This is a genomic window from Enterobacter cloacae complex sp. P16RS2 (assembly GCF_014982155.1).
In the GTDB taxonomy this organism is placed as follows: Bacteria; Pseudomonadota; Gammaproteobacteria; order Enterobacterales; family Enterobacteriaceae; genus Enterobacter; species Enterobacter cloacae_M.
In genome coordinates this window covers 19,097-27,336 of the sequence record NZ_JADCKW010000052.1, presented here as the reverse complement: position 1 = coordinate 27,336, position 8,240 = coordinate 19,097, and the positions used below count along the sequence as shown (strand labels likewise).

Here is an 8,240-nt window from a genome sequence, read left to right as displayed (position 1 = left end):
ATCTGTTTATGCTATATGCCAATAATATTAAAAACTAAACAAATGTAATAAAAATTAAATAAACAAGATTTCTATTAACTCACTGAATCTATTAAGCACGGATATTCTTATGATTTTTTAAATGGCCTCCTGAAAGGCCATTTTATATAGTTTAGAGGCTACCCATTATTTCTGTAAGATCTGTAGCTCTAACATATTTTGCTGCATTACTCTGTTCTTCTTTTAGGGCACTAAAATGCNNTCCACAGGCTATCTTCGCATCTTCTTCATGACCAAGACCAATGTGTTTACTTTTTGTCTCTACAACAAAGTAAATATGTTCTTCACCATTGTCTTCAATAACTAAGGCCCAGTCAGGATTGTAGGTTCCCAGTGGAGTCGGTATTTTAAACCAACCGGGAAGCTTCACATAAAGCTTAACTTCATCCTGTTCTTCGAGTTCCTGAGCGAAACGGCCTTCGACTTCAGAATCTTTAGGAACGTATTCGTAAACTGACTTAGACGAGGTTTCAAAAAGATTACGGGCATATCCTGTTAGCTCTTTATCCATAAAGAGACTTTGCGCATACACCTCGCCTTTTAGTGGATAATATTTAATACCATCAACAATTGACAGGCGTTTGCAGTAGTTGATTCGGCCTATAGCTTCACTGATAAACTGCTGTGGATTTTTAGCAAAATCAGCGAGTCTTCCACTCTCTTTCAGGATGGTGCTTAAACTGCGTCTTGTCAGTCCGGTTTTTTCCTGTAGAACACCAAGAATATCTGGCAATGGCTGTTCTTCAACATCAATAACAGAACTTGTTGTACCATTAGACTGCACTTTAACATCAAGACCTGACTGACTTTGTTTGATTGTTGCTTTGCTGAAACTGACCATTGCTTTCGCTACAGGCTGCATTTCAGAAAGTGATTTCGTACAGGATTTAATCAATTCGTTTTCGTCAAATGCCAGACGGTACAGCGTTTTTTGACTAATGCGCTGCCATAACGCTTCGAATTCCGGGCTGTTTAAAATTTCTTTCCGGTATTTGATTGTTTTACGTTCATCAGCATTGTTTATATTGAGTCGCCCTGCTGATTTACGCAGGATAGATTCAATTTGCTCCTGAAGGGGAAGGAACTTTTCGCTAACAGTAAAAGTGTCTTCGAATAACACTTCTTTCAGGGCTTTTGTGATTTTCCCCGATTTTTCCAGATAACCTTCGGTCTGTAGTTCAGACCAAATCTCATGTGAACCGGCGATACCCACAACTTGTGAGGAATCAGAGAAGATCAGATGGGCAAACGCATCTTTTTCGATGATACCAAAACGGATGCCTGTTTCGTTCTCAATTTCGCTCTGTAGTCGTTCGGCATAGGCTTCATAATTTTCACTGGCAACGACAGTCAGAATGTTAATGCTGTCATCACGAACACGTTCACCCTCTTGGTTAACGCACAGGCGAAGACCACGGCCTAAAGTCTGGCGGCGTTCTCGTTCACTTCCCATCTCTCGAAGGCTACAGATCTGGAACACATTGGGATTATCCCAGCCTTCTTTCAAAGCAGAGTGTGAAAAAATAAACCTCACCGGATTCGAGAAACTTAAAAGCTTCTCTTTATTTTTCATGATGAGATTATAACCACGTTCCGCATTTTCGCGGCCTGTATTATTGCTTTCGCTTGTTTCAGCCCACGCACCTTTTTTATCGATGGAGAAATAACCATCATGAACGTCTTTCGCATGTTCTGGGTGAGAAGGGATCAAATCTTTATATGCAGGGCTTTTAATGGCTTTGAGGTATTCTTCTTCAAAAATACGAGCATATTCCCCCGGTTCACGCTGTCCTTCTTCATTGAACTGGCGGTAGAAATCAACCTTATCAATGAAAAACAGAGTAAGGACCTTGATTTGCTGATTGTTGAGACGCAGTTCTTTATCCAGATGTTCACGGATTGTACGTCTAATCATATGACGCTGGATGAGCATAGGGTCAATATCCCCCACGACATCACCTACTTTCATATAATATGTATTAGAAGGCGTTTCCAGTGTAAGATAGCCTTCTTTGCCCGTGCGGATCTCGCTTATCCGGTATCCCTGATAAATATCACGTCCTGTTTCGTCATCAAGTGTCATACCGTCATATACGGTAATCTCTGAACGATCTACGTTCCCTTTTTTATCGGCTATATCAACAATAACAGTCGCGTTAATGTTATTTTTATTACTGTTAATACTGACCAGTTTTACATAGGGGCTGTTGCTTGCATTCTGGACTTCAAGCCCGGCAACCTCGATCTGTTTGACCAGTTTCTGATTGTAAGCATCAATGGCATCAAGGCGGTACACCATATGATGTTTATGAATATGTGTTGCTGAATAGCGTAAGGTGAACATAGGGTGCATAGCATCAAGTGCGGTTTTACCCGCACCGTTCAAGCCACCGTCAACACTTTGCGGTTCATCGACAATAATAATTGGACGTGTAGCACGGATTAAATCAATGGGCTTATCCAGATCGTCCACAGTTGTTTTTTCACTGGACTGATAGAGCTTGTTAACATCTTTTTTGTTAATCGCACCCACAGTCATTACCATGATCTGCATAACAGAACTGGTTGCAAAATTTCGAACATCCGCAGGTTTTGCCGAATCATACAGATAGTATTCGTATGGAACTCCCGCATACAGGCTTTTGAAATGTTCTTCAGTGATTTGTAGTGTTTTATAAACGCCTTCCTTGATAGCAACTGAAGGAACCACAATAATAAATTTACTCATGCCATAGCGTTTATTTAGCTCCAGCATGGTGCGAAGATAAACATACGTTTTACCTGTCCCTGTTTCCATTTCGACAGTAAAATCATGACTGTCAAGGACAGGTGAAGGTAGAAGCTGGTTTTTTAACTGAACATTGTTCAGATTTTTAAGCAGTACATCATCTTCGGGTATTTGTGGGTTAACAGGCATTGAACCCGTTGCGCCTTCAAATGAGAGTGCACCCTGAGCTGGGGCCAGCACAGTCATTTCGCTTTCCCATTTCTCTTGCCCTTCAAACAAATCACAGACCGAAGTTATGGCGTTTTGCTGATAGGTAAGGTCAGATTCAAAATGTAGTTTCATCTCATTCCCTTACAGGCTGTGCAGGTTAGTCAGGCCATGTTGTTCCAGAATGGCGCAAAGATTTGTTTTAGCAACGTTATTTTCAAATGCGTCATCAAGGAAATAGCAGACCGTATCTTTGCCAGCTTTTAAACTCTTATGCCAGTCAATGATCCCTTTGGTTAGTGCCTCAACAGAAGAGGCAGGGATTTGACGGGTAAAGCAGGTAAACAATTTTCCACCGTCAACACAAGAAACGGTTAATCCATCAAACTGACGGGTTTCAATGTTAACACTCAAGTCAATGCCACGCTTTAGCATTAACTCTGTGAGCAAATCTTCTTCACTACGGCCTTCAAGGATTGGGCTTACATAGGCATCAATCTGTTCTGAAAGGGTTTCTGCTGTGGCTTCCCACGGACGGATATTAGATGTATCGAGTTTAAACACACGAAAACCGGTATCTCCATTCCAGTCTGGATTAATTGCTTTAACCTTATTACCTGCACGGCGGAGGCGTTCTTTCGTTAATTCAGATAGATACAATGGCTTATCAAGCTCTTCGCAGAAGTAGATTGCAGAAAGATCTTCCTTATTGCTTTTAGATAGTGTTTCAGGGAGTTGAACCAGAATGAACTTTCTATCTTGTTTATCCGTCTCGTTCAATTCGTACACTGCTTGCCCTGTAGTACCACTTCCCGCAAAAAAATCCATGATAATATCATTTTCTTTGGTCGCTATTTGTACAATCCGCTGTAGCAACCTCACGGGTTTTGGATTAGGAAATGGTGAACGTGTGCTATCAAATAGTTCTGCTAACTGTTTTGTACCTTCATCTGTGTGCCCAACATGCTCAAATCCCCAAAGAGTTTGTGGAGGAATAGTGTCTCTCACCTCTGAGCGAAATCTTTTTAGTCGCGGCTTGTTATTACCATCTTCGCCAAACCATATTCTGTTATCAGAAATTAACTCTTCAATTTTATCCTTGTTAAATCTCCAACTACTACCAGCGGGAGGATAATGTTCCATCCCCGAGGGGGATGTGATACCAAAAACTGCATAATCTCTGACTTCAGTTCTGAGAAGATTATCTGAAGCCCATACACCCCTAGGGTCATTATCTAAATTCTTGTATGTTGATTCTTGTTGCTTACTTCTTGGTAAGCCGAGTATTTTTGATTGGTCTGATTTTTTGTAGCAAAGAATATAGTCATGTGACTCTGAAAAGTTTTTTGAATCTGCTTTTGTGCTATATTTTTTTTGCCAAATAACATTGGCAACAAAATTTTCTTGCCCAAAAATATCATCGCACATTAATTTCAAGTTATTGACTTCATTGTCATCAATGCTTAAAAATATAAACCCATCCTCTTTGAGAAGATTTCTTGCAAGTTTAATACGTGGATACATCATATTCAACCAGTCTGTGTGATAACGCCCACTGGTTTCTGAATTAGAACTTACACGCACGCCATCTTCTGTTTGCCCAGTAATCTCCAGATAATTTTTCATATTATCTTGGAAGTTATCAGGATAGACAAAATCTTTACCGGTATTGTAAGGAGGATCGATATAAATAAGCTTAACTTTTCCGGCATAACTTTTTTGAAGAAGTTTTAACACTTCAAGGTTATCACCCTCGATCATGAGGTTCTTGGTGTTATCCCAATCAACGCTTTCATCTTTACATGGGCGTAAGGTGCCACGGGAAGGGGTAAGAGCAAGCTGACGAGCCTGACGCTTACCATGCCAGTTCAGGCCATAGCGTTCTTCTTTGTCGTCTACATTTTCACCCAAAAGCTGCTTTAAAACCTCAAAATCAACACTGTCTTCATTAAAAGCTTCAGGAAACAATGATTTAAGTTTGGTGATGTTATCGGCAGTGATATTCATTGATTGCAGTTCGGGCATTTCAGGCGAAAGTTTGTTCATTGACCATTCCACGTATCTGTATCAGGTTACTGTGTGATGGGGGATATTTTACGGTAAATAGTGCATTTCATCAATGAACAGTGTGCTGCAGATTTCTTTTTAAATCATTATGTTAATGCATTTATTGAATGTCCTGTCCTTGTATTAGTACAATTAGCTTTTATGCGTCTACCAAACATTATCAGGATGTGATGATGGCTAAACTGAACAAGAAACAACTTGCTTTACTCAAGGAAATGCCTGCCGATCAACTCATGCAAATAATTTGTGATATTGCAGAGAGTAATGGTCAGGCAAAATCCTTTATTATTAATAAATATCTGTTAACTCCAGAAGAATCACTGAAAAAGGCTGAGGCTGAATACAAAAGGGTAATTAAAACAAAACGCTTTTATGATTATTATGAAGCAGCGGTTTTTTTTGAGGGGCTATACAGGAATGTCATATTTCCACTTGAAAAGACGGTATCAACGCTGCCTGAAAAAACCGAGGCGTTTTGCCATGATTTACTGCTCTCATTTGATAAAGTCAGCGAAATTGCTGATACATCAGATGGATCATGGATGAACTATTATAATGGTGCTGTCGAAATATGGTTAAAATCCCTGTTCCTACAAAAAGACAAAAGCATTGATGTTATAGCGGATAGAATACTTTCCGTACTTAAAGGTGATGTATATTTTAACTTTGATATTTTTGATAAGTATAAAAAAGAGCTGGGATACAATGTTATTCGTGCTTTAAGGGAAAGTCTTCTTAAGACAGGTGATGTTAATGATGCTGTTGAGTTAAGTCTGTATATCAGGGATGTTGATTTTATCAGGCAATGCTTTGAGAAAAGAAAACTGAACCAGCCAGAATACATCATTAAGTTTGCTGAGTTGCTGGTTGATGAACTGTGCACTGAGGAAGCCATTCAGGTTCTCAATAAAATCAAAGAAGATAAATCAGTTGATCAGGCAGGGCTTCGTGATAAATGGACTGAGGTGTTGGCTCTGGCGTTGATTGAAGAAGGCGAGATTCAGCAGGCAAAAACAATTTGTATAGACGGATTTAAGAACAGGTGTGATGTTATTTTTTATAATATCTATAATCGGGTAGAGAAAAATAATGACTCACTGGATTTGTTCTCTGGCATAGCAAAGAACAAAGGCTTTCCGTTTGTTATTCTTTTCTTGTCCGGGACAGATAGTTATGGAAAACTTGATTCTGAAGTCATGAATGCGAGTGAAAATGAAATCGCAGAGATGATGTCTTTATTACGCGGTTCTTTTGTTCGTACTTTATCGAGTGAACTTTACAGGCATGGTTATGCATGTTCTGCAACTTTGCTCCGTAGAGTTCTGGCAGAGGACAGTATCAGTCGTTCTCAGAGTAAATACTACACCTATGCAGCATCTGATATGAAAAAAAGCATTGATTACAGTAAAGATATTACATGGACTGAAAAAATCCCTTCTACAGAAGAGTATTTAAAATCCCTGTTTATTGAGCACAAAAGAAAATACGCACTCTGGGAAATAATGCTGGAAAAAATCGCTGGTTTAGTGATAGAGAAAGATTCAGTATCATATTCAGCATAGAGTGTAATTAAGCATGAAGTTGAAAGGCCGCGAACGGCCTTTCCCTTTATTTATTTGAAGCAAACTCAAACGGCCTGACCATATGATTGCTGTTAGCATCAAGGAAATCGGCCCACCACTGAAGCATCAGACGGCGTTGATCAAGGTGTTTAGCCTTGTGGGTATAAGCTGCCCGGACACTATTGCTTTCCTTATGGCTCATCTGAAGCTCTACAGCGTCTTCTGACCATAGCCCGGACTCAATTAAGGCACTACAGGCCAGTGTTCGGAAACCGTGTCCACAGATGTCCTGCTTCGTGTCATAGCCCATATTGCGAAGAGCTTTGTTGATGGTGTTTTCACTCATGGGCTTAAACGAGTCATAACAGCCAGTAAAGATTAACCCATCATCTTGACCTTCTTCATAAGTCAGTTGTCGGATCTCTTTGAGTATCTTCATGGCTTGCTTACAAAGGGGAACGAAGTGCTTACGCTTCATTTTAGCCCCACGAGTTGAATGTTTGACGTTTTCAATCGCTTCACGCTGTTCGGGTATCACCCATAACTTACTTTTGAAATCAATTTCAGACCAGCGAGCGAAACGAAGCTCACTGGAACGAATGAAAATCATCAGATTGAGCTGTATTGCCAGTATGGTTAACCTGCGGCCTTTGTATTCGGCAATTTTGTTCAGTAGCTGGGGTATTTCTTCCAGCTCAAGTGCAGGGCGGTGTTCAGTTTGTGGTTTCTGAACTGCACCTTCCATATCATAGGCTGGGTTATGGCGTATCAGCTTTTGCTGGACGGCATGACGCAGGATTGCCGTAATGTATTGTTGAATGCGCATGGCAACTTCAAGATAACCAAGAGCCTCAACTTTTTTCACCGGAACCAGCAGATCACCCGTATCCAGTTCGGCAACATCTTTGTCACCGATTACCGGGAAGACATAAGTTTCAAGGCGCTTCCATACGGCATCACCATAATCATCAGACCATTTTGTTTTCGTGGAGAACCACGCTTTGGCTACTGTTCTGAAGGAGCGTGTATTATCACGTTTGGCTTTAAGCTCTTTAACCTCTGCCTGTTTCTTTGCATTAGGGTCAATACCCTGAGCCAGAAGCCTTCTGGCCTCATCACGGCGTTGCCTTGCGTCAGAAAGAGAAACAGCAGGGTAAACACCGATAGAGAAAAGTTTTTGCTTTCCTTCGAAACGGTAGGCCATTTGCCAGTATTTCGAACCTTTAGGGGTAACACGAAGGAACATACCAAAGCCATCAGTCAGCTTATATTCCTTCTCAAGGGGTTTTGCATTTTTTGCTTTAATATCAGTCAGTGACATGAAAACGCCCCCTCGTTTGTTGGTAAAAGGGAAATCGAACCAGCATTACCAGCATTTTTACCATCAAAATGATATGGCTTCGAGTGGTTTTTAGTGAACGAGGGTGAACGACTGAGAGGGGATAACCAATTGATAGAAATGCAGAAAGCAGACGTTAGTGAACGTCTGCTTTCTTGAAAATGGCTCCTCTGACTGGACTCGAACCAGTGACATACGGATTAACAGTCCGCCGTTCTACCGACTGAACTACAGAGGAATCGTGTGAACGAGGCGCATAGTAGCGGCCTCGGTACGGCTTGTCAAAGGGTGAAAACGC

4 protein-coding genes and 1 tRNA gene are annotated in these 8,240 nt (G+C 40.7%); 1 reads left to right on the top strand and 4 read right to left on the bottom strand.

All coding sequences use genetic code 11. The features are described 5' to 3' along the window. Positions 1-151 precede the first annotated feature (151 nt). Positions 152-3,109: a type III restriction-modification system endonuclease gene (locus INF68_RS22000; protein WP_193525457.1), complete on the bottom strand. Its 2,958-nt coding sequence runs from the start codon at positions 3,107-3,109 to the stop codon at positions 152-154. A gap of 9 nt (positions 3,110-3,118) precedes the next feature. Beyond that, entirely contained in the window at positions 3,119-5,020 is a 1,902-nt protein-coding gene (locus tag INF68_RS21995) for a site-specific DNA-methyltransferase (protein ID WP_047730336.1), read from the bottom strand. Between the two features lie 194 nt (positions 5,021-5,214). Here INF68_RS21995 and INF68_RS21990 point away from each other — a divergent pair, with 194 nt between their 5' ends. Then, entirely contained in the window at positions 5,215-6,603 is a 1,389-nt protein-coding gene (locus INF68_RS21990; RefSeq protein WP_088475167.1) for a SpnT protein, read from the top strand. A gap of 46 nt (positions 6,604-6,649) precedes the next feature. Here the strand turns inward: INF68_RS21990 and INF68_RS21985 are convergent, their stop codons facing one another. Next, positions 6,650-7,924 carry an integrase arm-type DNA-binding domain-containing protein gene (locus INF68_RS21985; RefSeq protein WP_047716149.1) on the bottom strand — a complete coding sequence of 425 codons (1,275 nt, stop codon included), beginning with the start codon at positions 7,922-7,924 and terminating at the stop codon, positions 6,650-6,652. A 180-nt stretch (positions 7,925-8,104) separates the two neighbouring features. Then, positions 8,105-8,180: transfer RNA gene (locus tag INF68_RS21980), tRNA-Asn, on the bottom strand. Between the last annotated feature and the right edge of the window lie 60 nt (positions 8,181-8,240).

Bases quoted from the DNA above. Each gene is read 5' to 3' on its own strand.
- INF68_RS21995 (WP_047730336.1), bottom strand. From the start codon at position 5,020: ATGAACAAACTTTCGCCTGAAATGCCCGAACTGCAATCAATGAATATC.
- INF68_RS21990 (WP_088475167.1), top strand. From the start codon at position 5,215: ATGGCTAAACTGAACAAGAAACAACTTGCTTTACTCAAGGAAATGCCT.
- INF68_RS21985 (WP_047716149.1), bottom strand. From the start codon at position 7,924: ATGTCACTGACTGATATTAAAGCAAAAAATGCAAAACCCCTTGAGAAG.